The sequence below is a fragment of the Parasphingorhabdus sp. genome (assembly GCF_036963705.1).
Taxonomy (GTDB): domain Bacteria; phylum Pseudomonadota; class Alphaproteobacteria; order Sphingomonadales; family Sphingomonadaceae; genus Parasphingorhabdus.
Genome location: NZ_JBALUT010000030.1, coordinates 1 through 25,555 on the forward strand (window position 1 = coordinate 1; position 25,555 = coordinate 25,555).

The window sequence follows — 25,555 nt, forward strand, 5'->3', positions numbered from 1 at the left end:
GCTTGACCTTGGCACCCCGCTCATATTCCAGCGTCTTCATCGCCATCGACCAGCCATTGCCTTCGCCGCCGAACAGGCAGTCGCCGGAAATCCGGGCATCGGTGAAGAAGGTCTGGACGAAGCCATATTCGCCCGTCAGTTTCTTGATACGGCTGGTCGTGATGCCGTCGATCTTCATCGGGTTGAGGAAAAAGCTCAGCCCGGCATATTTATTGGGCGCATCGAAATCCGTGCGCGCGAGCAGGATCATATATTTCGCACGGTCGCCGAGCGAGGTCCAGATTTTCGAACCGTTGAGGACATAGTCGTCGCCGTCCTTGACTGCTTTCAACTGCGCATTGCCGAGATCCGATCCGTTTTCCGGTTCGGAAAAGCCCTGGCACCAGATATCCTCTGCGCTCAGCATCGGCTTGATGAACTTCTGCTTCTGCTCCTCGGTGCCGAGATCGAGAATCAGCGGCCCGGCCCAGCCATTGCCGATCGCGTTGAGCATGATCGGCGCGTCATGCTTTTTCATCGCCCGGGTCGCGACCCGCTGAAATTCGCTGTGCATTCCGCCGCCGCCATATTCCTTGGGCCAGCTCGCGCCGAGATATCCCGCTTCATAAACCTTGCGCTGCCAGTCCTGAAGAAAATCAAACTGCTGGTCGGTTGACACTTCCATGAAGGTCAGCGGCAGCATGAAGCCGGGATCGCGCACCGTATTTTCGCGGAACCACGCATCGGCCGCTTCGCCAAATTCCTGTACTTCCGCTGCGCTGGGTTTGTCGGCCATGTTGTCGCTCCTAAACGTCTTTAATCAATAAGGTCGGTGGCAGGGCCGGTGGCGCTGCGATATTGCGGGAATCATTAGCAGGTTAATTGAACGATTAAATCCGATAATGCAATGGTGCCCGAACATCGCAAGGCCGATATCGCCAAGCCCGCATCTGACCGGAGCCCAATCAGCCTATCGATCCGGCTGATGACAATCGCTTCGACGCTACGGAAACTATATCGGCCCATCTTGTTTTCATGGAACCCGGCAATTTTTGGCCGCTATGCGGCAATTTCTTGCCTGCTGCGTCGTCCCAACAATCCATATAGAACTGAATAATCCGTCAAAACTTCTGCAAACCCTCTCTCCAGCCAGTTTTTGCAAAACTGGCACAGGTTTTGCGACGTTGTGCTGAAGATCGCCAGATATGGTGCGTGCCATCGGGCCTGCTTGCCCGGAAAACGAGATCGCGACAGGCCTGTCGGGTCAACAGAAAGGAACCGAAAACCATGAGAGAAACCGTTGCTGCCTGGGAAATCGATACGCTTCTTGACGGTCTGGATGACAATGTCGAAATATTGTCACTCGACTGTTTCGACACCTTGATCTGGCGCAACGTCAACCGGCCAACGGACGTGTTCCATGATCTGGACATCCCCGGTTGTACCATGGAATTGCGGGTTCTGGCCGAACAGCGCGCGCGCAAGGCGCTGATTCTCAATAGCAAGAAAGACGATGTCACGATCGAGGAAATTTACGCAAATATGTTCCGCGAAGCCGACGAAGCCCGGATCGCCCAAGGTGTCGAGGAAGAGCTTCTGGCCGAAGCACGCCACTGTTTTGCATTCCGGCCGGTTTGCGATTTGATCGACCGCGCCAAAGAACGTGGTCTCAAAGTCATCATCGTCTCCGACACCTATTTGCCCGAACCATTGTTGCGCCGGTTGATCACCGACGCTGCCGGACCGGAAATTGCCGGCAAAATCGACCGGATTTTCTGTTCCTGCGAATATGGCATGGGCAAAGCGGGCGGTCTGTTCAAACCTGTGCTCGCCGACCTCGGCATCTCTCCCGCAAAGATCATCCATCTCGGCGATAATATCGAAGCCGATTATAAGGCCCCGCTAAAGCTCGGTATCAACGGCGTGCATTTCGAACAATTTGATGACGAGACATCGGAGCGTTTGCGGCTGGAAGCCGTCGCCGCGACGATCATCGAGAAAGAAATCCGCAAACAGGCCCCCGCCATGCAGCCGCATCGCGCGCAAATTTCGTTGCGCCAAAAGGATGACGCAACATTTCAGTTCGGCCATGATGTTCTGGGACCGGTCCTGCACGGCTTCTCCCACTGGATAGCCGAAGAGTCAGACCGGATCGAGACAAGGATCGGCAAGAAGCCCAAATTGCTATTTTTGCTGCGTGACGGCTATCTTCCGGCCGAGGCGTTTAAAATTGCCTATCCGGAATATGCTGACCAGATCAGCATGATCGAACTCAGTCGCTTCACCGCCAATGCCGCCAGCTTCACCGATCGTGAAGCGATCCAGAAATTCCTGACCGCCGAAGCAACCAACAACAAAAAGGACGCCTATTCCAGCCAGAGGCAAGCAGCCTATTGCCGCCAGATGCTGTTCCTGAAACCCGAGATAGCCAAGCTTTCTGCGATCAAGACGCCCGAAGCATTCATCCACGAGATTCTCAAACAGAAGAACGTCACGAAAATCGTCGCGCGAGCCAAGACATTCCGCGCGGGATTGGTCGCTCATCTCCTCGCAAATGGCGTCGAGCAGGGTGATTCCGTCGTCTTCGTTGATTTGGGCTATAACGGGTCGGTCCAGAATGTGATCGAACCGGTGCTCAACGCCGAAATGGGTCTGGAAATTTCCGGACGTTACCTGTTGCTTCGTGAGCTGATGATCACCGACCTCGACAAAAAGGGGCTGATGGATGTCCGTCACTATGACAATAGCGCGCTCAACGCGCTGTGTGAATCGATCGCGGTCCTGGAGCAGCTTTGCACCCAGTCCAACGGTTCGGTGCTTGGCTATAGCGCAACCGGCGAACCCAAGCGGGACACGGCCGACATCAAGGGCGAACAAAGCGAGGAACGGGACAAGGCGCAGGCGGCATGCCTAGCCTATATCGAACAGATCGGCTGCGGATGGGCGACCACCCCGCGCTCTTGGGACAGTGATTGCGCCCGCCAGATGACCGCTGCTTCGCTGTCACGCCTGCTATTTCTGCCGGTCGAGCGGGAAGTCGGGATCTTCGAGAATTTCAATCATGACGTCAATCTGGGTACCAAGGACACGCTCAAATTTATCGATCCTGAATCGGCCGAACAAGGGATCAGACGCCGCGGACTATTCTATACCAAGAATATCAGCCGCATCTATCTGCCGGGAGAATTGAAACAGCGCGGCATGGAAGCGCTGCTGCCGCTGTTCACCGGCAACCGTTTCGGGCTTGACCTGCGGCAAAGCGATTTCCAGAGCGGGGGCATTAAAATTCCGGTCATGCTCGCTGACAATCAGGAGAATATGCAGGTAGAAATCGATGCCTACCCGACCGGCGACGGCTATTATCAAGCCCTGATTCCGGCCGGTACCGGACAATTTAACATCGCGATCATGCTCGGCCAGATTTGCGACTGGCTGCAGGTCGAAGAAGTCAATTTTCAGGAAATCGACAATTTTATGGCCAAGAAAATCGACGATGATTCGATTGCTGCTCACCCCATTTTCGAAGCGATGACCGAAAACGCCCCTGGCCTTTATCGTTGTTCGCGGCAGGACGCCTTCATGTTCATCCCGCCGCCGGCCATCGTCACAGGCGAATCACTGATGCTCAACTTCGTGTTTCGACCCACGGTGCTCAGCAGTTCCGTGCCCGACAATATCCAGCAGGTAGCCTAGAGATGAACCTTTTGATCCACTCAATGTCCGAATTTTCCGAAATCATATTGAATGCGATGGACCTCGCCGATGTTTCGCGGATAGCTGAAATCGGAGCCGAATATGGCGGAATGACCACTATCCTTGCCGACTATGCATCAGCCAATGAAGGCCATCTGTTCAGCATCGATCCCAATCCCAAACCGGAATTTATGGACTGGGTAAATGCTCATAAAAGCGTTACCCATATCGCGAAGCCGAGCCTGGCCGCCTTTTCAGAACTGAAGGATATTGATCTCTGGACGGTAGACGGCGACCATAATTGGTTCACGGTCTATCACGAACTCAAAGCAATAGAGGCTGCCTGCGAGCGAGACAAAAAGCCATTATTCGCGATAATGCACGATGTCTGCTGGCCAGCCGGGCACCGCGATATGTATTATGCTCCCGACGCCATTCCCCAGGAATATCGCCACGACTATTGCATGGATGGCGGTGCCAAGCCGGGACAGTCCGGATTGCTCAGGGAACAGGGAATGCGCGGCATGGGCCATTTTGGCTGGGCCCTCCACGAAGGGGGAGAACGCAATGGCGTAAAATGCGCGGTTGTAGATTTTATCAACGAAGCCGAGGCAGGCGGACAGCAATTGGCTTATGCCGAAATTCCGGCGGTTTTCGGGCTGGGCATTTTGTTCGACACCAATGCGCCCTGGGCCGGGCCATTGAGCGACCTTCTGATCCCCTTCCATGACAATCCGCTTCTTGCCAAACTCGAGCAGAACCGTCTCGCCAATTATCTGACGGTGCTCGACTGGCAGGACGGCGTAATCAATCGGCCATAGATCAGGCGTAGCTCCCAAAGCGGGCATTTCCATCACCATCAAGCTCTGCTAGATTCGCGGATATAGCAGCAACCTGCCTGATCAACGGAGACGTCCATGAATATAGTCAAGACCGTCGGCGGTATTTTCCTGTTGGTCGGCCTGGCGATGCTCGCCGCCTCCAGCTATCTATATGTTGACCAAAGTGACTTTATCGCCGGTGCCAAAGAGGCCGACGGGCAGGTTATCGATCTCGTGCGCAAGCGACAGGATGATGACGGTAGCACCAGCTATACCTATTCCGCAGTCATACGGTTTACCGATGACCGTGCGGTGTCACATGAATTTGTCGATCGCATCAGCTCCAGTCCGCCGCGCTACTCAAAGGGACAGGATGTCCATCTTCTCTATGCACCGGACAATCCGGCCGATGCCATTGTCGACGATTTCTGGGGACGCTGGGCGGTTGTGGTGATTCTCGGCGGCATGGGCGGGATATTTTCTCTGGTCGGCGGAGCCTTGTTTTACCGTGAGATTTACAAGGGCCGGACCAGAATTTGGCTGCGGGAAAACGGAACCGCTTTCTCCGTTGATTTCCTCGAAGTCGAACGAGATCGCAGTCAAAGCGTGAATGGCCGCAATCCTTATCGCATCGTCGCCCAGGGCAAGAATCCGTTCACCGGCAAACTGGAGCAATATCTGAGCGAGTCTATCTGGGTAGATCCGACCGAATATATGTCCGGCAGAAAATTGCGCGTGCTAGTCGACCCAAACAAGCCGTCGCGGCATATGCTTGATATCGACTGGTTGGCTGATTTGATTTAGCGGCGCTTGGCGGCCTTCCGACTTCAGCCCTTTGCCGAGTCAGAAGGCATAACCAAGCTGATCTGCATCAAGGCCGCGAAATCATTCCGCCATCAAGCACCAGCGCCTGCCCGATCATCCAGGACGATGCACGCGAGCAAAGAAATAATGCTGTGCCAGCGATGTCTTCCGGTGCGCCCATCCGGCCGCGCGGGATCTGCGAGATCGCCATTTTGGTCATGCCGTCATTTTCGACAATCTGCTTGGTCATATTGCTCGGGAAGAAGCCCGGAGCGATCGCGTTGACGTTGATATTATATTGGGCGAGATCGGTGGCCAGATGTTCCGTCAGGTTGATCACACCGGATTTGCTCGCGGTATAGGCATAGGTAGGCATGCCCGAATTGCGGATGCCGTTGATTGACGCGATATTGATCACGCGAGCAGGATCATCCGAAGTTCCGGAGGCTTTCAGCAGCGGCAGGAATTTCTGGGTGGCAAAGAAGATGGACTTGATGTTGATGTCCATCACCTTGTCCCAGCCCTTTTCCGGGAAATCCTCGATCGACGCGCTCCAGTTCGCGCCGGCATTGTTGATCAATATATCGATCTTTTCTTCGCGTTCGCTGATCGCCGCGACCAGAGCTTCGATGCCTTCGACATTGGACAGATCGGCCGGGATAGCGATACACTCGCCCAGTTCGGAAAGCTCCGCGGCTTTGGCCATCAGTCGCTCTTCCTTGCGTGCCGTGATGTAGACCTTGGCGCCATTTTCGATCAACCCGCGCGCCATCATGGCGCCGATACCACTGGATCCGCCGGTCACCACGGCAACTTTACCACTAACATCAAATAAGCTCTTCATCGACACGCTGGTTCTCCTGCATTTATGTAAGCCGGCACTCCTTTCACATCACTTCGCGAAAGTCCACGCGCGATCCTGTTGTGAATGATGCGAGGGATTAGAAAAGTAGCGTCAGCCAATAGAATAAGGCGCCGACCGCTGCGCTCGCCGGGATAGTTATGAACCATGCCATGACGACCCGGCTGGCTACGCTCCAGCGCACGGCCGAGGCTCGCCGCGCCGCTCCGACGCCGACTACGCTGCCGGTGATGGCATGGGTTGTCGACACCGGAATCCCCATCGCCGAAGCCCCGAAGACGACAACCGAGCCCGCTGTCGACGCGCAAAATCCATTGTGGTGATTGAGCTTGGTCAGCTTGGTGCCCATGGTCTTGATGATCCGCCAGCCACCCGAAAGCGTGCCGAGGGATATAGCCAGATAGCAGCTGATAACCACCCAGTTGGGAACCGAAAATTCGCCACCCAGATAGCCGGTCGAATATAGTAGAACCGCGATTATCCCCATGGTTTTTTGCGCGTCATTCGCTCCATGGCTGATCGAATAGGCCGCCGAGGACATCAGGTGAAAGACCTTGAACACACCTTCTGCCTTGCGCGGTTGCACCGGCTTGAACAGCCACGAGGTCACCAGCATCAGCCCCATGGCAATCATGAAACCGATCATCGGGGACAGAAAGATTGCGACCAGTGTCTTGGTGGTGCCGGACGATTCCACGGCGCCGAACCCGGCATGGGCGATGCCTGCGCCGAGCAGTCCGCCGATCAGGGCGTGGCTGGATGAAGAGGGAATGCCCTTGAGCCAGGTCAGCACATTCCAGAACATCGCACCAACCAGCGCCCCGAACACGACCGCAGGCGTCACCACGTCCTTGTCGATAATACCTTTGCCAACCGTCTCTGCGACATGCAGTCCGACCAGCCAGTAAGCCGCAAAATTGCCGCATGCGGCGAAGACCACCGCCGCGACCGGCGACAATAGACGGGTCGAAACCACGGTCGCGATAGAATTGGCCGCGTCGTGCAGGCCGTTGAGAAAATCAAAGGCAAGCGCCAGCGCGATAAGCGCGAAAAGGATCGGAAAAGCGATGCTGTTATCCATGGTCCCGCGCCGTTTCAGGCGTGATCTATCACGAGACCGTCAATCTCGTTCGCGACATCTTCAAATCTGTCTACGACGCGCTCCATATGCTGGTAGAGTTCGCGCCAGATAATGAAACGCAGCGTGTCGGTTGCCCCGTGGTCCTGAAACAGTTTTTTCAGTCCTGCTGCATGGATTTCATCCGCATGGCCTTCCATCCGGACCAGCCGTTCGGTCAGCTCGTGCAGGCGCTCGCCATTGCCCGCGACATCGCGAAGCAACGGCATCGCCTCAGCGGTCAACCGCGCTGCATCGACAATGATCGCAGCCATATCGATCATTTCCTGATCGAATTCCTTGATGTCATAGAGTTCGATGGCACCGGCGGTTTTCTGCATTTCGTCGATCGCATCATCCATCGAAGCGATAAGACTGGAAATCGCGCTGCGATCAAAAGGCGTCAGAAACGTCCGGCGCACTGTATTCAGGACTTCCCGGGTGATTTCATCGGCATCATGCTCGCGTTCGATAATTTCGCGAATATGGTCTGCCATTCCTTTACCGCCCTGAAGCAGTCGCGCCAGCGCATCGGCGCCCGCTACCAAGGTTGCGGCGTGCCGTTCAAACAGTTCGAAGAAATTTCCCTGCTCGGGAAGCAGGCGTTGGAACCAGGCAAACATAGTATTGACCCCTGTCTTTTGTGCGACCGTCTCGATGATATTGGTGGACCGGGTGGCGGCCCAGAAATCTGCCGCGCCAAAGGACCGGATCAAAGCGCTCAGATCTTCTTCGTCCACCGCAGCCGCGGCATCCTCTAGCGAGAACCAGCGGCGTTCGCGCTGATGCTGCTCGTCCCAGGTTGGCAGCTCCTCGGTCACGGCGAAAGGGAAGACGCTGACGTCGATCCAGACCGACGCGCCGTTGCGCTTTTTCTTGCGATAGCGATAGCTGCCCAGCGGCGTCGGACAGGTTGCGCCCAATATGCCCGCTTCCTCTTCCGCTTCCTGGGCGGCAGCACTGTGGGGCAGCTGGCCTGAACCGATATTGCCCTTTGGAATGATCCAGCGTTTGGTTTCCCGGGACGTGATCAACATGATCCGGGCGGGCGCGTCCAGCCCAGTTTCATCCGCTTTATAGGGAAGCGCAGCGATCTGCCGTATCGACATTGCAAACTCTCCCCCCAAAATAGAAACGCTGCCCTTTCGGGCTCTGCGATATCAGCAAAAGGCCTAGTCGAGGGTGTCAATTTGTGCAAGCTGCACTGCCAAGGTCACAAAAAAAGGGCCCCGGAACCAGTCCGGAGCCCTTTTTACATAAGTTATCGGGTTGAGCTTAGCCGACCACGATCATCGCCAAAGAGCGGGCGATCAGAGCCGGGGTTTCGATCCCGTCAATCTCGACGGTGACATCATAAGTCATCAACCAGCGGCCGGGCTGTTTTTCAACAGCATCGACCAGCACATGGCGAGCGCGGACTTTGGATCCGGAGCGTACCGGGTTGAGAAAGCGGACCTTGTCGAAACCATAGTTGATGCCCATCACCGTGCCTTCGAGACCCAATGTGCAGCCGTAAGACATGGCAGGCAGCAACGAGAGAGTCAGCAGACCGTGCGCGATGGTTCCGCCAAATGGCGTTGCCTTGGCTTTTTCTTCGTCGATATGGATGAACTGGTGATCCTCGGTGCAATCAGCAAATTTGTTGATCCGGTCCTGGCTGGCTTCAAACCATTCCGACACGCCCACTTCTTTGCCTTTCCAGGCTTCCAGTTCGCTTGCTTTGATCGTTGGCATAATATTTCTCCTGTTCGCGGGTCTTTTAGCCCTTCATGACTTCCTGCATCCGGCGGAAGAATTTGCCGCCCTGTCCACCGCCATTGGCATATTCCTGCATGCCGGTTTCGTCCAGAATCTGGTCGATGTTGGCAGCGATCGATTCGGCGCTACGATCTTCAACCGGCAACCAGATGCCTTCTGTTTCGAAAATTTTCGCAGCAGCATAACCGCCGGCACCGGCCGTCAAAATGGTCTTCGATGGCGCGCCATCGCTGCACAGATAAACAACGGCAGGGGTCACTGCTTCAGGGACCAGAGCCGCCAACGCTGCTTCCGGCATGATATCTTCGGTCATGCGGGTCGCTGCCACAGGGGAAATACAGTTGGTGTGAATGCCCTTGCCGGCGCCTTCCTGGTGCAGACTGTTCATCATGCCGACCAGAGCCAGTTTTGCAGCACCATAATTGACCTGACCAAAATTGCCGTAGAGACCCGTCGACGATGTGGTCATCACGATCCGGCCATATTGGCGTTCGCGCATATGATCCCAGACCGCCTTGGTGCAATTGGCACTGCCGGTGAGATGGACGTCCATGACAAACTGGAAATCTTCCATCGACATTTTGTGGAAGCTTTTGTCGCGCAAAACGCCGGCATTGTTGACGAGAATGTCGACATGACCCCATTTGGCGATCGCATCGGCGACCATTTTTTCAACCGCGGGCATGTCGGTGACACTGCAACCGGCTGCCATGGCAACGCCGCCTTCTGCTTCAATTTCGGCAACAACTTGCTCGGCTACGGTAGCGGATCCACCGGTACCATCACGAGCGCCGCCGAAATCGTTGACGACGACTTTCACGCCGCGTCGCGCCAATTCCTTGGCATGTTCCCGGCCCAGACCGGCGCCTGCACCAGTGACGATGGCGACGCGGTCGTTAAATTCTACTTTGCTCATGGCGAGTCCCTTTTGTTAATCGAATGATTAACCGAAGCGATGCTCAATCAGGCCCGATGAGTCAAGCGTCAAGGGCGCTATTTTCCAGTCGTTTTCGCTCTGGTCCTGCCTGCCGTAGCGGCAGAAGCGGAAACCCGTTTCTTCGGTTTTTTCGGCTGCTTGGCCTTCTTTGCCTTGGTCTTTTGCGCGGCCGCCGCCTTTTCCTTGGTCGCTGCCGTGGTCAGATCGGCAAAGCTCTGCAATATGCAGTCGGCATAAAATTCCGGATCGGGCATGATGTTGCGATCCGCCAAAAAGGTCAGGATGACGTTGCCATTATAGCTGGTCACCACGTGGAACAGGCCCTGCCCCTCGGCCAATATTCCCATACCGAAGGATTTTACCAGTTCGGCACCGGCGAAATACATTGGCACCATCGGACCCGGGACATTGGTCACAACCGTGTTCACCGCCGGATTGAGCCGGTCGACGATCCCGGCGCGGACCATCATCTTGGTCCCAGCAGCGGTCAGTCCGGCCGGCATCGCTCCGGACAATTCCATCAGCGTCTTTGCTCCCATCGCCTGGGTCATTGCCTTCGAACGACGGGTTTCCTCCATGATGAATTTCATCCGGGCACCGGCGTCGGCGAGATGGGTGCCGACTCCGACCTGCATCATCGTAACCTGATTGCCGGCGGAATCCTTGTCGTCATCCGTCCGGACCGATACCGGCGCGCCGATCTTCAAGGTTTTTTCGGGAAGGTCCTTTTTGGCTTTCAAATAAGTGCGCATTGATCCGCTTACCACCGCGATCATCACGTCGTTCACCGTCGCGCCGGGAAATGCCTCGCGGATGCTCTTGATGTCGGACAGGGCAAATTCGCGGCCGTCGAACACCCGGTGCGGACTGAGCTTTTTGTTGAAACGAGTCTTCGGAATACTGCCCTTGGCATCATCCCGCTGACGAAACTCGCGCTGCACATCGAGCAGCCGTTTCGGCATCGGCAAGAGTTTCTGCAAATTCTTCAATCCACGTACCGGATTGGCGATATTGTTAAACTGGGCCTTGGCGAGCAACGCCATCGGATTGGGATCTTTTTCCGGTTCGAATTGCATGTCGAATGTGCGCGGCTTCATCTTGGCGTCGAGATCGTGGAGTGCGAGCGTCATTTGGAGACCGGATTGCCCGTCGATTGCGGCATGATGCATCTTGTGCAACATGGCGAAGCTGCCCTTTGGCACGCCCTCGACATTATCGAGTCCTTCGATGACCGTATATTCCCACAATGGTTTGTTCATATCCATCGGCCGGGCATAAATACGCGCCGCCTGGATGCACAATTGCCGCCAGTCGCCGGGCTTCGGCAAGGCGATATGACGGACGTGAAACTCGAGATCGAAATTCGCGTCGTCGACCCAATAAGGGTGATCGAGATCCAGCGGAACCCGCACCAGTTTCTGCCTGAAAATCCGGGCACCGTCGAGACGCCCTTCGATATAGCGCAATATGTCTTTGAAACCGACCATGCCGCCGGGTGCGGTCGAGGGGTCATAAATCAGCAATTGCCCGATATGCATCGGCGTATTCGGTGTCTCCGTATAAGCAAACATCGCATCCAGTGCGCTTAACTGTTTCATGGCCATTCCTTCGTGCTGTTCTGCAAAACACAGTCTAGTTCAAAATTATCCGATAAGCGAATCAGTTAAGCTTCAAATTTGACAAGCAGAGGCCATCGGTTGCGACGCGACAGGGTTGCGCTGCTGCGAGACCATAACGAAGCACAATTTTGACCTGAGCAGAGCGGTGAACATCGTCCGTAAAAAAACCCCCGGCGTAAGGGACACCGGGGGTTTCAGAGTCTGGTTTGGCCAACGTGCGGCCGCTTATTGGGGTTCTGCGGCTCTTGGATTTTTGCGTTAGTTGCTGATTACCATTGCTGTTTCGAGAGGCTTGCCCGCTTTGACCGCAGCCATGATCGTCACGCTGGCACGCTGGGCCGAGGCATTTGCCTGATCCATGCAGACGCCATGATCTCGCGCATCAACCAGACTTTTTGAATCATAGCTTCCGCAGACCTTGCGGACAGCGCCTTTCAGACGACCCTGCAGGGTTGACCGACCATCTTCGCTGTTCAGATCAAGATCGACATAGCTGACGACCGCGGTGCGCTCGATCCGGTTCTGGGCAATTGCGCTGGCAGAAAATCCGGCGGCGGTCACCGCAATTGCAGCGGCGGCACAAAGTGTTTTGCTAAATATAGAGTTCGACATTTTTTCTCTCCTCAAAATTGGTTCGGAGCGATGCCGGAAATTGGGGGGTACCGGCATTGCCCGCTAGGGGTGAGTACGGGAGCGAAATATCCGTCGGGCCGGGGAAGGGCATTCTGGAGAGACGTAGGGTCATGCTCCCGCCTCACCATCTTGGATAGGGGAACGATCTGCAGCGATCATCCGAACTTCGATAAACCACAATATGGATCGGCCAACGGCGAACGGCTTCGACCAACGGCAATCGCTGATCGACAAACCTAACAACATGTAACTTATGTTACTATTCAGACAGTTACGGATGGCACCGAATCATGCCGTATTAGGGCACTAAATCAGTCCGGAGAGCGGACTCGAAGGGTCGGCGTACATCCGGCGGCCCATCCGGCCGGACAGATAAGCCTCACGGCCTGCCTCGACCGCCAGCTTCATCGCCCGCGCCATCCGCACCGGTTCCTTGGCTTCGGCAATCGCGGTGTTCATCAGCACACCGTCACAGCCCAGCTCCATCGCAACTGCGGCGTCGCTCGCGGTCCCGACACCGGCATCGACCAGCACCGGCACATTGGCGCCTTCGACGATCAGCCGGATGGTCACCCGGTTCTGGATACCGAGACCGGAACCGATCGGCGCACCGAGCGGCATGATCGCCACCGCGCCTGCGTCCTCGAGCTGCTTCGCTCCGATCGGATCATCGACGCAATAGACCATCGGCTTGAAGCCTTCCTTGGCCAGCACTTCGGTCGCCTCGAGCGTCTCGCGCATATTGGGATAGAGAGTCTTCGCCTCGCCGAGCACTTCCAGTTTGACCAGATCCCAGCCGCCAGCCTCGCGCGCCAGTCGCAATGTACGGATCGCGTCTTCGGCATTAAAGCAGCCGGCGGTGTTCGGAAGATAGGTGATTTTCTTCGGATCAATATAGTCCATCAACATCGGCTGGTTGCGATCCATGACGTTGACGCGGCGGACTGCCACCGTGACAATCTCGGCGCCGGACGCTTCGACCGCCGCCGCGTTTTCCGCAAAGTCCTTATATTTGCCGGTACCCACGATCAGCCGGGACTTGAAAGTCCTTCCGGCCACGGTCCAGCTGTCGTCACCGGAGCCACCGCCGACAAAATGCACGATTTCCAGTTCATCGCCCTGTTCCACCAAAACATCGGCCAGAGTCGAGCGGGTCACAATCAGTCGATTACGCTCAACCGCCACCTTGGCAGGATCAAGGTCGAGGGATCGCACGAGATCGGCGATCGACAAACCGGCCGCGAGCCGGTGATCCTCGCCATTCAACCGGATCTGAATTTCAGCCATATCGATAACTTTCATGTCTTTGATCTCGCTTTTCAAATAGGAGCCATATAAAGAGGTCGCTCCAGTCGCAACCAAAAGCCTTGGGGAAGGAACAATATCTTGGCGGCCAAGACCATCTTTGTATTGAACGGACCCAATCTCAACCTGCTTGGCATGCGCGAACCCGAAATTTACGGTTCGGAAACGCTCGACGAGATTGCCGGACAGATTGAAGACCATGCCCAGACGCTTGGGTTCGACGTTGAAATCCGCCAGAGCAACCACGAAGGCCATCTGGTCGACTGGCTGCACGAAGCGGCTGCGGAAGATGCGCACGCGGTAATTCTCAACGCCGCGGCATTGACCCATACATCCCTTGCGCTGTTCGACGCGATCAAGGCGATCAACGTTCCGGTTATCGAAGTGCATATTTCCAATCCTGCGGCACGCGAAGAATATCGCCACAAGAGTTTCATCGCGCCGGTTGCAAAAGGAAGCATTTGCGGCTTTGGTGCTTTGGGCTATCAACTGGCGCTGGACGCTGCGAGCAAATTTTAAATATAATATAGGGACAAAATATGTCTGCAAAAAAAGAAACGGGTGAAGGCATGAACGTAGATATCAAGCTGGTCCGTGATCTCGCCGCCATTCTCGAAAAAGCGGGTCTGACCGAGATTGAAGTCGAAGATGGTGATCGCAAGATCAAGGTCGCACGCGGCGGTGGAACATATATTTCCGCGCCTGTCGCCGCTGCACCTGCTCCCGCAGCAGCAGCCCCGGCAGCAGCAGCGCCAGCCGCTCCGGTCGACGATCACGCCGGCGCCCAAAAATCACCAATGGTTGGTACCGCCTATCTCGCCGCCGAACCCGGCTCTCCCAATTTCATCAGCGTTGGCGACAAGGTTGCCGTCGGCGATACATTGCTGATCGTCGAAGCGATGAAGGTGATGAACCCGATCACCGCAGAATTGTCCGGCACGGTAAAAGCTATCCTGGTCGAAAACGGCCAGCCGATAGAATTTGACCAGCCTCTGGTCATGATTGCTTGAGGCAGACAGCGTGACCATTGAAAAAATCCTGATAGCCAATCGCGGGGAAATTGCTCTGCGGATTCTCCGCGCGGCCAAAGAACTGGGCATCGAGACCGTTGCCGTGCACAGCACCGCAGACGCCGACGCCATGCATGTACGGCTCGCCGATCAGGCGGTCTGCATCGGCCCGCCAGCCGCCGCCGACAGCTATCTGTCGATTCCGGCGATCATCTCGGCGGCCGAAATCAGCGGCGCGGATGCGATCCACCCGGGCTATGGCTTCCTTTCCGAAAACGCGCATTTTGCTGAAGTCGTCGAAGCGCACGGCATCAAATGGATCGGCCCCAAGCCGGAACATATCAAAATCATGGGCGACAAGGTTGCGGCCAAGAAAACCGCAGGCGATCTCGGCATTCCTCTGGTGCCGGGCTCCGATGGCGCGGTCAGCGAAATAGCCGAAGCCAAGCAGGTAGCCGAAAAAGTCGGCTATCCGGTCATCATCAAGGCGGCATCCGGCGGCGGCGGGCGCGGCATGAAGGTGGTCAACAGCGAAGCCGAGCTCGAAACCCAGATGAAGCAGGCCGGAACCGAAGCCAAAGCGGCCTTTGGCGACGCCACTGTCTATATCGAGAAATATCTCGGCGATCCGCGCCACATCGAATTTCAGGTATTCGGCGACGGCCGCGGCAATGCCATCCATCTCGGCGAGCGCGATTGTTCGCTGCAGCGCCGTCACCAGAAAGTGCTCGAAGAAGCGCCTTCACCGGTGATCAGCGCCGAACAGCGCGAGCGGATGGGCAAGGTCTGCGTCGACGCGATGAAAGGCATGCAATATCGCGGCGCCGGAACCATCGAATTTCTCTACGAGAACAACGAATTCTACTTTATCGAGATGAACACCCGTCTGCAGGTCGAGCATCCGGTGACCGAAATGATCACGGGTTTCGATCTGGTGCGCGAACAGATCCGCATCGCCGACGGCCGCGATCTGTCGGTCACGCAGGACGAGCTGGAGTTCAAGGGTCACGCCATCGAATGCCGGATCAATGCTGAAAATCCGAAGACCTGGGCACCGTCACCCGGCAAGGTCACCAGCTATCATGCGCCCGGCGGCATGCACGTCCGCGTCGATAGCGGTCTTTATGCCGGCTATTCGATTCCGCCATATTATGACAGCATGATCGCCAAGCTGATCGTCTATGGCCGCACCCGCGACGGCTGCATGATGCGGCTTGCCCGCGCGCTCGACGAATTTGTCATCGAAGGCGTCCAGACCACGATCCCGCTCCACCAGAAGCTGGTCCACGACGCAGAATTCCAGTCTGGCGAATATACGATCAAATGGCTGGAGGAGTGGTTGGAAAAGGATAATCTGAAAGATTAGGCCTGCAAGAAATTGGATTCACACGAACTTCGTTCAGGTTCACTCCACCTTTCCTGAACATTACAGGCCAGTTCAGGAGTCCGACAGGGTTAATAACCTATCACCTGTTGCACAGATGCGGCAAATGGAGTCGCCAGCAACAGGAGTAAGCCATGCGTATATTTTTCATCACCGGCCTGATGGCGGCCACAATGTTGACGCCTGCAGCCGCTTCCGCTGCCGACATTGGGCCCAAGCTGAATATAGCCGCCAACGCGGTTCCACTGGATTTGACCGGCAACGCCGAATTGCAACGCGACCGTCGCGAAGAGCGACGCGGCAATCGCGGAACCAACCGCAGCGGTAACCGGGGCAACCAGGCAACCACTCGCGGCAGCGGCCAACGTCAGGCGCAACGGTCCGAAAATCGCAACAATCGCGGACAGGCCCGCGTCGCAACGCGCACAGCCAACACCGAGACAAGGCAAAATCGCCGCGCGGATCGCACTGCGAACGCCAGTCGCACTGACCAACGCGGCATCCGGCAAGTCCAGAGCGCTGTACGGCAAAACCCCAATGTTCAGCGAGAGGTCCGGGAAAACCGGCGTGCTGCCGAGCGGAATCGCAACGTCCGGCAAGAACGCCGGGCCGCCAATCAGGCAAGCCAGCGTCGGGATGCCCGGCGCGGTGACAGCAACCGCGATGGCCGGGTAGATCGGCGCTATGATCGCAACCGCGATGGCCAGATTGACCGGCGCTATGACCGCAACAATAACAATCGCGTCGACCGGCGAGTAGACCGAAATCGCGACGGGAAGATCGACCGGCGCTATCGCGACAACCGCCAAGCCGCGCGCAGCAGCCGCAACTGGAACCGCAGCTGGCGTCAGAACCAGCGCTATGACTGGCAGCGCTATCGCCAGGCCAATCGTAACAATTACCGACTGGGCCGCTATTATTCACCCTATCGGTCGCACAGCTACAACCGCTGGAGCATCGGAGTCTATCTGGGATCGGCCTTTTACGGATCGCGCTACTGGATCAACGACCCCTGGCGCTACCGTCTGCCGGCCGCCTATAGCGGCACCCGCTGGATCCGTTATTATGATGACGTCCTGCTGGTCGATACCTACACCGGTGAAGTCATCGACGTGATCTACAACTTCTTCTGGTAACCCGGTACCAACCGATTGAATGACCCGCTGTCATAAATGGCAGCGGGTTTTTCATGACCAGTCGACCGGGATCATTGCCACGGGATATGCCGCGGATCAGTTCCGATAGAGGATTTCGAAATTGCCCCAATATTCGCCGTCAAAATAGAGCGGCACAAAGACTTGCTTGCCCGCGGCTGATTGGCCGTCGGCGGTTTTCACGAATCTGTAGACAGACACACTATAGGGCCGGTCTTTCTCGGCGATGGCGCGTTTGGTCAAATCATCCAGAAGCTTGCGCCGGTTGCGGCAATATTTGTCATCATGCGCCGGATCGCCGATCGGTTCGAGCGACCGCTCGCTGACATGGGTCGGCAGATAGCCGTCGATATTGGAAGTTACGCAAGTGATTACCGAATCCATTTTCCCGTATTTGTTCAGCAACGGTTGGACATTGGCGTCTGCAAATGTGGTGAACTTGTTGTCGTAGCGCGGAGGATTGGAACCGGATATCTCGCTATATTGCCGGTCAAACAGCTCTTCCTTGGTCAGCTCGCCACTAGCCAAAGCCGTTTCGACAATCTCGACCAGTTCGTCCCTGCCGGTGATCGCCAGATCGACAAATTTCCGGTCCTCTGTCGCAAAGCCGCTCTGGACCAGTTGAGAGAACATGACCTTGGAGGTTGTTTCAAGGTCACCCACTTTGTTTTTCGCCGCTTCGAGCGCGACGTTATTCTTGTCGGCACTCTCCGAAAAATGGTCCAGAACTTCTTGCACCTGCTGCACCCTGTTATGGATAAGACCGGTATTCTTGGCAATATCGCTATTCTGCTCGTCGACCTGGGAAACCAGATCAGAAATCCGGTTGACCGTGTCATCGATTTTTTGAAAATTTCGCTGGGCGTCGTTGCCCTTGGCGACGCCTTTTTCGATTTTTTCGACCAGGTTTTCGGCTGCGACGCCGAGCGAGTTTACCGTAGCCGATATTTCATCAGTGGCCTCGCGCGTATTGAAAGCCAGTTGTTTGACTTCGGCAGCCACGACCGCAAATGTGGCACCGGCGGCGCCTGCCCGATGCGCTTCAATCGCGGCATTTAGCGCGAGTATGCTCGTCGTGTTGGCAATATCATCAATATTCTGGGAGACCCGGCGCACCTGGTCCATCGCTCCTGCAAACCCGGTAATATGCTGAGCCAGCGCAACAACCAGATCAGTCAAATCACCAAATTCCTTCATCGACATCCGGATCACGTCGGTGCTGCTATGCAAATCATCCTTCGCGCGGTTCGACAACATCCGCGCTTCATCGGTGGAGTCCGTCACCCGTTTCTGATCATCCGCCAATTTGACAATCACATCGTGCAATGTTTCCCGGCGCTCTCGCATTTCTCCCGCATTGGCCATCACCTCCTCGACCAGACCGCCTACATCGGCACAGCCAACGGTGACCTCTCCGCAGGATCGAGCCACGGCATCTATCAACTTCGGGTCGGTGATATCAATCTTCTCATGCTTCATAATCGGGATCAATTTCCTCTGGAGGGACAGGGTCGCGAGTCACAGGCTTAATCCAATCAAGTTAGCGACTTCTTAACTGTAACATCGATGATCGCGAACAGAGACAGCCGCCTTCATTTTTCAGTATATATATCAATGCTTTGGATCATGTATTCAGCATCGAAATATCTTCAATTTTCGTGCCATCTAGCGGATCGATTTCAGCTTCCAATTTCTAGATGTCCCCGTCATCGATTCCAGGCTCCAAATCCTTCGTTCCAACCCGAAAAGAAAATCCGCAGCGGGGCCACGCCCTTTCTTGTTGCAACTTGCGATAGCGCTCCGCAATAAGGCATGAAAATTGTGGAGAGAAATATCATGAAACGTGTGTTTGGTTTGGCGATCGCCGCTTTTGTAACGATCACAATTTCGGGTAGCGCGTTCGCGCAAGACCAGATCATTCGCGTAGGCAGTCTGCTGACCGATGCAGCCGCTCAGCCAACCGGTCCGGCCACGATCTTCGTCCGCGAAGGCAAGATTGCCGAAATCCGGATCGGCCCTGATTCTGCTCCCAACGCTGCGGCAGAAGTCATCGACCTCTCCGACAAGACCGTGATGCCCGGTCTGATCGACCTGCACGTTCATCTGACCGGTGATCCGGGCGGCGATTTCTGGCGAGAAACCACCGAACCGGCGGAATGGGGCGTCGTTGTCGGAGCCAAAAACGCGCTGGTCACCGCTCGAGCGGGTTTCACCACGGTGCGCGAAGCCGGATCCTCGCAATATAGCGCATTTTCGCTCCGCCGCGGCACCGCCGATGGGGTCATTCCCGGACCGCGCATCATCGCCGCCGGGCCAGCCCTGGCGATCGTCGGCGGCCATGGCGACGTGTCGGGCTTCACCGAAGACGTCAATGCGCTGCTGACCAGCGGCTATGCCTGCACCGGCGCCGTCCAATGCGCGGAAAAAGTGCGCAAGGCCAGCCGGGCCGGTTCCGATATTATCAAGATCACCGCGACCGGCGGCGTGCTTTCCCAGCAGGGTCGCGGACTGGAAGCACAATTTACCAATGAAGAAATGCAGTCGATCGCTACCACCGCCCACTCGCTCGGCCTGAAAGTCATGGCCCATGCCCATGGTGCGCGCGGTATCGAGGCGGCCTCTCGCGCCGGTATCGATACGATCGAACATGGCACGTTCGCGGACGAGGCTGCGCTCAAGGTCATGAAGGCCAATGGCACCGCGATGGTCCCGACATTGATGGCGTTCAAGGGCGTCAGCGAAGGCCTTGGCAAGGGCATTTACACGCCGGTGGTCGAAGAGAAAATCCGGATGACGCTCAACACCGTCGGCAAGGCGGTTGCGTCAGCCAAAAGGCTCGGCGTGCCGATCGTATTCGGCACCGATGCCGGTGTCTTTGAACATGGCCGCAACGCCGAGGAACTGCAGCTGATGGTCGATGCCGGCCTGACCCCGCGCGAGGCTGTGGCTAGTGCGACGACCCTCGCGGCAAAGGCGCTCGATATGGAAAATGAAATCGGCCGCATCGCGGTTGGCTATTCCGCTGACCTGATCGCCTTCGACGGCAATCCGCTGGACGACGTCAAGGTTCTGGAAAAGATCGACTGGGTGATGGTGCGCGGCCGTATCATCGACTAGGCAGACGCGCATGGCCCGGGTCTTTTCCAAAAAGCAGATCGAACGTTATGCCAGCCCGCAGCGGATAGCCGCGCTGGGCCGGCAGGTTACCGAAACGCTGAACGCCCATCCCCGGGTCCAGTGGCTGGAAAGCCCCTATGTGCAACTCTATGTCTGCCAGAATTTTATCAGCGATGCTGATTGCGACCTTCTCATCGACATGATCGACAGCGATAGCCAGCCCTCGACGCTTTACGAAGGCACCGAGCGCGAAGGCTATCGCACCAGCTACAGCTGCAATGTCGATCCAAATGACCCGGACATCCGCCGGATCGACAAGATGATTTGCGACCTGATGGGCCTGCCGCAATCCCATAGCGAAGTCCTCCAGGGCCAGCGCTATCAGGTCGGACAGCAGTTCAAGGACCATCACGACTATTTTCACGAGACCGAGAAATACTGGCAATATGAAGGACCTAATGGCGGCCAGCGTACCTGGACCGCGATGGCCTATCTCAACGAGCCGGAAAAGGGTGGCGCGACCGCTTTCCCGCAGTTGCAATATCAGGTCGAACCGCGCCGCGGTATGCTGCTGATCTGGAATAATATGAGCCGCGACGGCAAACCCAATATCGACACACTGCACGCCGGAACACCGGTCGACGCGGGAACCAAATATATCATCACCAAATGGTTCCGCCTCAACGAGTGGCAAAAGGCCTGGGTCCGCTAGAAGCCGGAACTCCGATCAACAAACGACTGGCTTCGACCAACGACATTGATTGATTGGCGAAATCGTTGCGAGCGATACTTTACCGTGTTAGCTGGACACAACAGTTTTGGATAGGAACCTAATATGATCAAGAAACCTCTCGCTCTTCTCGTCGGCACCAGCCTGCTTGCCCTTGGCAGCGTCGCGACCGCCCAGCCGCTTGCCGTGGCCAGCGCATCGGCGATGGAGCATCACGCAGAAGCGGAGATGACCGAAGGCGAGAAGTTGAAGGCCCTGTTCGCTGCGAGCGACGAAGACGAATTGAAACGCAATCCGATCGGCGCATTGTTCCGCGGTGACGAACGCTATGCCGACCAGCTTGGTGACTATATTTCGGACGAATATTTTGCCGGCGAAAAAGCCGCCGAGCAATCACAACTCGCCGCGTTGCTGAAACTCGACCGCGACAAGCTAAGCGCGACCGACAAGATCGCCTATGACGTCTTCAAGCGCAACAAGGAGCAGGCGCTCAAAGGCTATTCCGACGAGATATTGTCCCTGACCATCGTCCGCCCGGTCAATCATTTCAGCGGTTTCCACACCTTCTATCCCAATTTTGCTTCCGGCAAGGGCGGCGCGCCGTTCAAGACGGTGAAAAATTACGAGGATAATCTCAAACGTCACAAAGAATATATTGTCATCGGCGACCGTTCGATCGGGCGCTTCCGCGAAGGCATGGAAAGCGGCGTGCTCGAAACCAAATTGACGATCACCAACGTGATCGAGCAGCTCGCCACGCAAAATGGCCTTGGTCTTGAAAACAGCCCGTTCATGGCACCGACCAAAAATTTCCCGGATGATTTCAGCGATGCCGACAAGAAGCGCCTGACCAAGGAATATACAGCGGCCACCAAAGCTATTTTCGCTGGCAATCAGCGCATGCATGATTTCCTGAAAAACGAATATCTGCCCGTCGCCCGCACCGAAGTCGGCCTGTCGCAGATGAAGGGCGGAGCGATCCTCTATGAGAATATGATCGAGAATACGACCACCCTGCCGCTCAAGGCCGACTATGTTCACAATCTGGGTCTCAGCGAAGTGACGCGGATCAAGACCGAGATGGAAGAGATCAAGGCCGAGGTCGGTTTCGACGGCACCCTCTCCGAATTCTTCGAATTCCTGCGGACCGATGAGCAATTCCACCCGGAATCCCGTGAGGCGCTGACCCAGGCTTATTATGACATGGGCAAGATGGTCGATGCCAGGATTGGCGAGCAATTCAAGGTTCTGCCAAAATCGCCGCTGGAAATTCGTCCCTATGATGAATCGATCGAGAAATTCCAGGCCGGCGGTTCCTACCAGAGCGGCACACCCGACGGTTCGCGTCCCGGCGTCTTCTATTTCAACGCTTATGACCTGCCCTCGCGCAGCACTTCGGGCATCACCACGCTCTATCTGCACGAAGGTGCACCGGGCCACCACTTCCAGATTTCACTGGCTCAGGAAAATGCCGACCTGCCCAATTTCATGCGCTTTGGCGGCAACACCGCCTTTGTCGAAGGCTGGGCACTTTATGCAGAGAAGCTCGGCTTCCCGATGGAGCTTTATGATGACCCTTACCAGCGCTTCGGCCATCTCGACGACGAGATGCTCCGCGCGATGCGGCTGGTCGTCGATACCGGTCTGCACAGCAAGGGCTGGAGCCGCGAAAAGGCGATCCAATATATGCTCGACAACAGCAGCATGGGCGAAACCGATGCCACTGCCGAAGTCGAACGCTATATCGCGATCCCGACCCAGGCTCTGGCCTACAAGATCGGCGCGCTGACCATCCAGCGGCTGAAGAAAGAAGCCCAGGACGCGCTCGGCGACAAGTTCGACCCGCGCGAATTTCATGATCAGGTGCTGAACACCGGCGCGCTGCCGATGACGGTTCTGGAGTCGAAAATCCGCGATTGGGTCGCTTCACAAGGCTAAAAAATAACTTCGAACAAATTCTTGCCCCTTTACTTGATTTCGAACTATGCTGGATCAAGTAAAGGGGCTTTTTATGATCCGTATTTATCTGGGTTTATGGATTTCAATGCTGGTATTTCATGCGCCGGCAAACGCAGCTTGGCACGAGGCCAGTAGCGATCATTTTCTGATATATTCTGATCAGCGGGAATCGGATATTCAAAAATTTGCCGAGCGTCTGGAACGCTTTCACGACACCATGCGCTTCCTATTCAAGCGACCGGCAACCAAACCAAGCCCGTCCAATCGCGTAACAATCTATGCAGTCGATAACGCTCGAGATGTTCGCGAACTTGCAGGAACGGACAACAAATATCTCCAGGGTTTTTATGTCCCGCGAGCAGGCGGCTCACTTGCGATCGTTCAGCGGATCAAGACGGGTCGAGAAGAACTTTCCTTGTCGGAAATGATACTGTTGCATGAATATGCCCATCATTTTCTCATCGGCTCGTCCGCGCGCGGCTATCCTCGCTGGTTAAGCGAAGGTTTCGCGGAATTTTACGGCTCTGCAAAATTCGGACGAGACGGCAGCGTCGCCGTAGGCTTGGCATCGAAAAACCGTGCCTATGAATTGGTGATGGCGAAAGACGTGCCGATCGAGCAGTTGCTCGACAACCAGGCCTATCAAGCCAATAAATCCAAACGCTATGACAGCTTTTACGGACAAAGCTGGGCCTTGTACCACATGCTCCATTTCTCCAAAGAACGCGAAGGACAGCTGACGACCTATCTCAACCTGTTAAACAGCGGAAATTCGGAGATCGATGCAGCAATTTACGCCTTTGGCGATCTGGAGCTGCTGGACAAGGATCTCGCGTCCTATCTGCGGCAACGCAAAATATCGGCCTATGATATCCCGCCCAAATATTTGAAAATCGGCGAGATCCGGATTCGCCCGCTAAACGCTGCGGAGGCAGAGATGATGCCGATACGGATCCAATCCAAACGCGGAGTGGACGAGGAACAGGCAGTGGCGCTGTTGGGCGAAGCGAGAACTATAGGTGCAAAATATCCGCAAGTCCCGTTCGTACAATCGGCCTTGGCGGAAGCGGAATTTGATGCAGGTAACGACGCAGAAGCCATAGCAGCAGCGGATCGCGCTATCGCGGCGGACCCGCTCCGGGTTAATGCCCACATTCAGAAAGGCTATGCTATGGCGCGCATCGCAGCCGACGCCGACGATCTCGACGACGCGTGGAAAGCCGTCCGCCGCCAATTCGTAAAGGTCAACAAGATTGAAAATGATCATCCAATTCCATTGATGCAATATTATCTCAGCTATCGCGGGCAGGGTATCGAGCCTCCGGAAATCGCTGTGCTGGGACTTGAACGAGCGCTGGAATTGGCACCATATGACGCCCAGTTGCGATGGTTGACCGCAAACGAGCAAATGACCGACGAAAGATACGCGCAAGCGGCTGCCACTCTGGCACCACTAGCCAGCAACCCTCACCCGTCGCCTATGACCGATATCGCGCAGGCGTTGATGGACCAGGCTAACGAAAAAGCGAAAGAGGCTGCAAAACCATCTTGAACACCGCGACCGCTCGCCCGACCCAAATCGCACTAACCGCATTTTAAGCATTTTTGCCTAGTCGCAGTCCCGAACCAGTGGGATGAATGCGATGAAAATGGATATATCGGGACTGATCGGGACCATCAAAGCCAATCAGGCGATTAGCGCGGCGGATGTCATGACCCTGCGCAAAGAGATTTGGCCGAACGGTGTTATCAGCTCCGATGAAGCCGATATGTTGTTCCAGATCAACGACCTCGGCAGCGATCCCAGCGAGGAATGGCTGGAGTTTTTCGTTGCCGCGATCACCGAATATGTGGTGAACCAGGCGCACCCCAAAGGCTATATCAGCGATGACAATGCCCAATGGTTGATGCAAAAAGTCGACCATGACGGCAAAATTGAATCGACGGCAGAGCTGGAACTGCTCGTCCGCACGATGGAACGAGCCACCGGCACACCAGAGATGCTGCAGGACTATGTGCTGAAACAGATCGAAGACACGGTTCTGACCGGCAAGGGACCGACCCGCGATGGCGGAGCCCTGAAACCCGGTTCGATCAGCGACAGCGAAGTCCAGATATTGCGCCGCGTCTGCTATGCTGCCGGATCCGACGGCCCCGGCCGGATCAGCCGCAACGAAGCCGATATGCTGTTCCGGATCAAGGACGCGACGCTGAACAGCGAGAATAGCAAAGACTGGCCGAAATTGTTCGTGCAGCTGGTCGGCAATTATCTGATGGCTTACGGTGAATATGAAATGCTGTCCCGCGAAGAGGCGGCGCGTCTGGAAAGCTTCATGGACGGCAACAAGGCCAGCGTCGGAGGCTTCTTTGGCCGGATGAAAGATTCCGACATCGGCGGTACTTTCAAGAAAGTCTTCAGCAGCGATATCTTCGGCAAGAAAAATGCCGAATGCGGTCACATCAACGCGGTCGAACAGGCGCGCAAGCTGACCATGATCGAGAATAGCTGGCTGCACGGAAAAATTCACGCCGACCAGAATCTTGATCCGCTGGAAAGCGAGCTGCTCGATTTCATCGCCGACGAACTGGCGGAAACCAGTCTCTAGATAACAGGACTCCTGTCGGGTTCAGCGCCGGTTCAAAATATTTGACGGATATTGACCTTCTTTGTGA

Annotated in this window: 22 protein-coding genes; 12 read left to right on the forward strand and 10 right to left on the reverse strand. The window is 55.9% G+C overall.

The features are described from left to right. A partial coding sequence (locus tag V7680_RS08675) for an acyl-CoA dehydrogenase family protein (RefSeq protein ID WP_335652893.1) occupies positions 1–775 on the reverse strand: 775 nt, incomplete at its 3' end. 491 nt (positions 776–1,266) lie between these two features. Here V7680_RS08675 and V7680_RS08680 point away from each other — a divergent pair. The 3 genes from V7680_RS08680 (at position 1,267) to V7680_RS08690 (ending at position 5,297) form a co-directional block, all read left to right on the forward strand. Further along, the gene (locus V7680_RS08680; protein WP_335652894.1) at positions 1,267–3,672 is read left to right on the forward strand and encodes an HAD family hydrolase; all 2,406 of its coding nucleotides are present in this window, start codon (positions 1,267–1,269) and stop codon (positions 3,670–3,672) included. A gap of 23 nt (positions 3,673–3,695) precedes the next feature. After that, positions 3,696–4,493, forward strand: a complete 798-nt coding sequence (locus tag V7680_RS08685) for a class I SAM-dependent methyltransferase (protein ID WP_335652895.1) — start codon at positions 3,696–3,698, stop codon at positions 4,491–4,493. Between the two features lie 96 nt (positions 4,494–4,589). Next, positions 4,590–5,297 (forward strand): DUF3592 domain-containing protein, encoded by a 708-nt coding sequence (locus V7680_RS08690; protein WP_335652896.1) that lies wholly within the window; start codon positions 4,590–4,592, stop codon positions 5,295–5,297. Positions 5,298–5,364: 67 nt separating this feature from the next. Here V7680_RS08690 and V7680_RS08695 read toward each other — a convergent pair whose 3' ends face one another. The 8 genes from V7680_RS08695 to thiS all read right to left on the reverse strand — a co-directional run bounded on the left by V7680_RS08695 (position 5,365) and on the right by thiS (position 13,510). Next, positions 5,365–6,141 carry a glucose 1-dehydrogenase gene (locus V7680_RS08695; RefSeq protein WP_335652897.1) on the reverse strand — a complete coding sequence of 259 codons (777 nt, stop codon included), beginning with the start codon at positions 6,139–6,141 and terminating at the stop codon, positions 5,365–5,367. Positions 6,142–6,238: 97 nt separating this feature from the next. Beyond that, entirely contained in the window at positions 6,239–7,240 is a 1,002-nt protein-coding gene (locus V7680_RS08700; protein WP_335652898.1) for an inorganic phosphate transporter, read from the reverse strand. A gap of 14 nt (positions 7,241–7,254) precedes the next feature. Continuing rightward, positions 7,255–8,385 carry a DUF47 family protein gene (locus V7680_RS08705; protein WP_335652899.1) on the reverse strand — a complete coding sequence of 377 codons (1,131 nt, stop codon included), beginning with the start codon at positions 8,383–8,385 and terminating at the stop codon, positions 7,255–7,257. Positions 8,386–8,551: 166 nt separating this feature from the next. Beyond that, positions 8,552–9,010 (reverse strand): MaoC family dehydratase, encoded by a 459-nt coding sequence (locus V7680_RS08710; protein ID WP_335652900.1) that lies wholly within the window; start codon positions 9,008–9,010, stop codon positions 8,552–8,554. A gap of 25 nt (positions 9,011–9,035) precedes the next feature. Continuing rightward, the gene (locus V7680_RS08715; RefSeq protein ID WP_335652901.1) at positions 9,036–9,950 is read right to left on the reverse strand and encodes an SDR family NAD(P)-dependent oxidoreductase; all 915 of its coding nucleotides are present in this window, start codon (positions 9,948–9,950) and stop codon (positions 9,036–9,038) included. A gap of 77 nt (positions 9,951–10,027) precedes the next feature. Then, positions 10,028–11,569, reverse strand: coding sequence for a WS/DGAT/MGAT family O-acyltransferase (locus V7680_RS08720; protein ID WP_335652902.1), 1,542 nt, complete (start codon positions 11,567–11,569; stop codon positions 10,028–10,030). Positions 11,570–11,848: 279 nt separating this feature from the next. Then, positions 11,849–12,202, reverse strand: a complete 354-nt coding sequence (locus V7680_RS08725) for a UrcA family protein (RefSeq protein ID WP_335652903.1) — start codon at positions 12,200–12,202, stop codon at positions 11,849–11,851. 327 nt (positions 12,203–12,529) lie between these two features. Further along, the gene (thiS, locus tag V7680_RS08730) at positions 12,530–13,510 is read right to left on the reverse strand and encodes a sulfur carrier protein ThiS (RefSeq protein WP_335652921.1); all 981 of its coding nucleotides are present in this window, start codon (positions 13,508–13,510) and stop codon (positions 12,530–12,532) included. Positions 13,511–13,609: 99 nt separating this feature from the next. On the opposite strand from thiS, the gene aroQ reads away from it, so the two are divergent. The 4 genes from aroQ (at position 13,610) to V7680_RS08750 (ending at position 17,058) form a co-directional block, all read left to right on the forward strand. Continuing rightward, entirely contained in the window at positions 13,610–14,047 is a 438-nt protein-coding gene (aroQ, locus tag V7680_RS08735; RefSeq protein WP_335652904.1) for a type II 3-dehydroquinate dehydratase, read from the forward strand. Between the two features lie 20 nt (positions 14,048–14,067). After that, positions 14,068–14,538, forward strand: a complete 471-nt coding sequence (gene accB, locus V7680_RS08740) for an acetyl-CoA carboxylase biotin carboxyl carrier protein (protein ID WP_335652905.1) — start codon at positions 14,068–14,070, stop codon at positions 14,536–14,538. Between the two features lie 10 nt (positions 14,539–14,548). Beyond that, positions 14,549–15,904: an acetyl-CoA carboxylase biotin carboxylase subunit gene (gene accC, locus V7680_RS08745; RefSeq protein WP_335652906.1), complete on the forward strand. Its 1,356-nt coding sequence runs from the start codon at positions 14,549–14,551 to the stop codon at positions 15,902–15,904. 152 nt (positions 15,905–16,056) lie between these two features. Beyond that, positions 16,057–17,058, forward strand: coding sequence for an RcnB family protein (locus V7680_RS08750; RefSeq protein WP_335652907.1), 1,002 nt, complete (start codon positions 16,057–16,059; stop codon positions 17,056–17,058). 96 nt (positions 17,059–17,154) lie between these two features. Here the strand turns inward: V7680_RS08750 and V7680_RS08755 are convergent, their stop codons facing one another. Then, entirely contained in the window at positions 17,155–18,555 is a 1,401-nt protein-coding gene (locus tag V7680_RS08755; RefSeq protein ID WP_335652908.1) for a methyl-accepting chemotaxis protein, read from the reverse strand. A 357-nt stretch (positions 18,556–18,912) separates the two neighbouring features. On the opposite strand from V7680_RS08755, the gene V7680_RS08760 reads away from it, so the two are divergent. The 5 genes from V7680_RS08760 to V7680_RS08780 all read left to right on the forward strand — a co-directional run bounded on the left by V7680_RS08760 (position 18,913) and on the right by V7680_RS08780 (position 25,488). Beyond that, on the forward strand, positions 18,913–20,193 hold the full coding sequence (locus V7680_RS08760; RefSeq protein WP_335652909.1) for a metal-dependent hydrolase family protein: 1,281 nt from the start codon (positions 18,913–18,915) through the stop codon (positions 20,191–20,193). Positions 20,194–20,203: 10 nt separating this feature from the next. Further along, positions 20,204–20,905, forward strand: a complete 702-nt coding sequence (locus tag V7680_RS08765; protein ID WP_335652910.1) for a prolyl hydroxylase family protein — start codon at positions 20,204–20,206, stop codon at positions 20,903–20,905. Between the two features lie 123 nt (positions 20,906–21,028). After that, the gene (locus tag V7680_RS08770) at positions 21,029–22,861 is read left to right on the forward strand and encodes a DUF885 domain-containing protein (protein WP_335652911.1); all 1,833 of its coding nucleotides are present in this window, start codon (positions 21,029–21,031) and stop codon (positions 22,859–22,861) included. 73 nt (positions 22,862–22,934) lie between these two features. Continuing rightward, on the forward strand, positions 22,935–24,434 hold the full coding sequence (locus V7680_RS08775; protein WP_335652912.1) for a DUF1570 domain-containing protein: 1,500 nt from the start codon (positions 22,935–22,937) through the stop codon (positions 24,432–24,434). 91 nt (positions 24,435–24,525) lie between these two features. Then, the gene (locus tag V7680_RS08780) at positions 24,526–25,488 is read left to right on the forward strand and encodes a hypothetical protein (protein ID WP_335652913.1); all 963 of its coding nucleotides are present in this window, start codon (positions 24,526–24,528) and stop codon (positions 25,486–25,488) included. The last annotated feature ends 67 nt before the right edge of the window (positions 25,489–25,555 follow it).

Bases quoted from the DNA above. Each gene is read 5' to 3' on its own strand.
- V7680_RS08680 (WP_335652894.1), top strand. From the start codon at position 1,267: ATGAGAGAAACCGTTGCTGCCTGGGAAATCGATACGCTTCTTGACGGT.
- V7680_RS08685 (WP_335652895.1), top strand. From the start codon at position 3,696: ATGTCCGAATTTTCCGAAATCATATTGAATGCGATGGACCTCGCCGAT.
- V7680_RS08690 (WP_335652896.1), top strand. From the start codon at position 4,590: ATGAATATAGTCAAGACCGTCGGCGGTATTTTCCTGTTGGTCGGCCTG.
- V7680_RS08695 (WP_335652897.1), bottom strand. From the start codon at position 6,141: ATGAAGAGCTTATTTGATGTTAGTGGTAAAGTTGCCGTGGTGACCGGC.
- V7680_RS08700 (WP_335652898.1), bottom strand. From the start codon at position 7,240: ATGGATAACAGCATCGCTTTTCCGATCCTTTTCGCGCTTATCGCGCTG.
- V7680_RS08705 (WP_335652899.1), bottom strand. From the start codon at position 8,385: ATGTCGATACGGCAGATCGCTGCGCTTCCCTATAAAGCGGATGAAACT.
- V7680_RS08710 (WP_335652900.1), bottom strand. From the start codon at position 9,010: ATGCCAACGATCAAAGCAAGCGAACTGGAAGCCTGGAAAGGCAAAGAA.
- V7680_RS08715 (WP_335652901.1), bottom strand. From the start codon at position 9,950: ATGAGCAAAGTAGAATTTAACGACCGCGTCGCCATCGTCACTGGTGCA.
- V7680_RS08720 (WP_335652902.1), bottom strand. From the start codon at position 11,569: ATGAAACAGTTAAGCGCACTGGATGCGATGTTTGCTTATACGGAGACA.
- V7680_RS08725 (WP_335652903.1), bottom strand. From the start codon at position 12,202: ATGTCGAACTCTATATTTAGCAAAACACTTTGTGCCGCCGCTGCAATT.
- thiS (WP_335652921.1), bottom strand. From the start codon at position 13,510: ATGGCTGAAATTCAGATCCGGTTGAATGGCGAGGATCACCGGCTCGCG.
- accB (WP_335652905.1), top strand. From the start codon at position 14,068: ATGTCTGCAAAAAAAGAAACGGGTGAAGGCATGAACGTAGATATCAAG.
- V7680_RS08750 (WP_335652907.1), top strand. From the start codon at position 16,057: ATGCGTATATTTTTCATCACCGGCCTGATGGCGGCCACAATGTTGACG.
- V7680_RS08755 (WP_335652908.1), bottom strand. From the start codon at position 18,555: ATGAAGCATGAGAAGATTGATATCACCGACCCGAAGTTGATAGATGCC.
- V7680_RS08760 (WP_335652909.1), top strand. From the start codon at position 18,913: ATGAAACGTGTGTTTGGTTTGGCGATCGCCGCTTTTGTAACGATCACA.
- V7680_RS08765 (WP_335652910.1), top strand. From the start codon at position 20,204: ATGGCCCGGGTCTTTTCCAAAAAGCAGATCGAACGTTATGCCAGCCCG.
- V7680_RS08770 (WP_335652911.1), top strand. From the start codon at position 21,029: ATGATCAAGAAACCTCTCGCTCTTCTCGTCGGCACCAGCCTGCTTGCC.
- V7680_RS08775 (WP_335652912.1), top strand. From the start codon at position 22,935: ATGATCCGTATTTATCTGGGTTTATGGATTTCAATGCTGGTATTTCAT.
- V7680_RS08780 (WP_335652913.1), top strand. From the start codon at position 24,526: ATGAAAATGGATATATCGGGACTGATCGGGACCATCAAAGCCAATCAG.